At 67.1% G+C, this 277-nt stretch carries 1 protein-coding gene; it reads right to left on the bottom strand.

Going from position 1 to position 277, the window contains the following annotated elements; all coding sequences use genetic code 11:
- A partial coding sequence (locus CVH10_RS19995) for a dTDP-4-dehydrorhamnose 3,5-epimerase family protein (RefSeq protein ID WP_146143150.1) occupies nt 1–277 on the bottom strand: 277 nt, incomplete at both ends.

Here is a 277-nt window from a genome sequence, read left to right as displayed (position 1 = left end):
CTCCGCTTCCGGCGTGTAGGGCGCGGACACCAGGTACGTCGCCTCCATGTCGTCGGTCAGCGTCTGGAACGAATGTGCGAAGCCAGGCGGCACGTAGAGCTGGCGATGACTCTGCGCGGTCAGCTCGAAGGCCTCGTGCTTAAGGTAAGTCGGCGAGTCGTGGCGCAGGTCGATGATCACGTCGAGGATCGCGCCGCGCGTGCAGCGCACCAGCTTGGCCTCGACCGCATCGCCGCGCTGGAAGTGCATGCCGCGCAGCGTGCCCTTCTCCGCGGAC

Source organism: Halomonas sp. ND22Bw (assembly GCF_003011945.1).
GTDB lineage: Bacteria > Pseudomonadota > Gammaproteobacteria > Pseudomonadales > Halomonadaceae > Halomonas > Halomonas halophila.
Note: the sequence above shows the minus strand (reverse complement) of the source record. Positions and strands in the feature narration are given on the sequence as shown.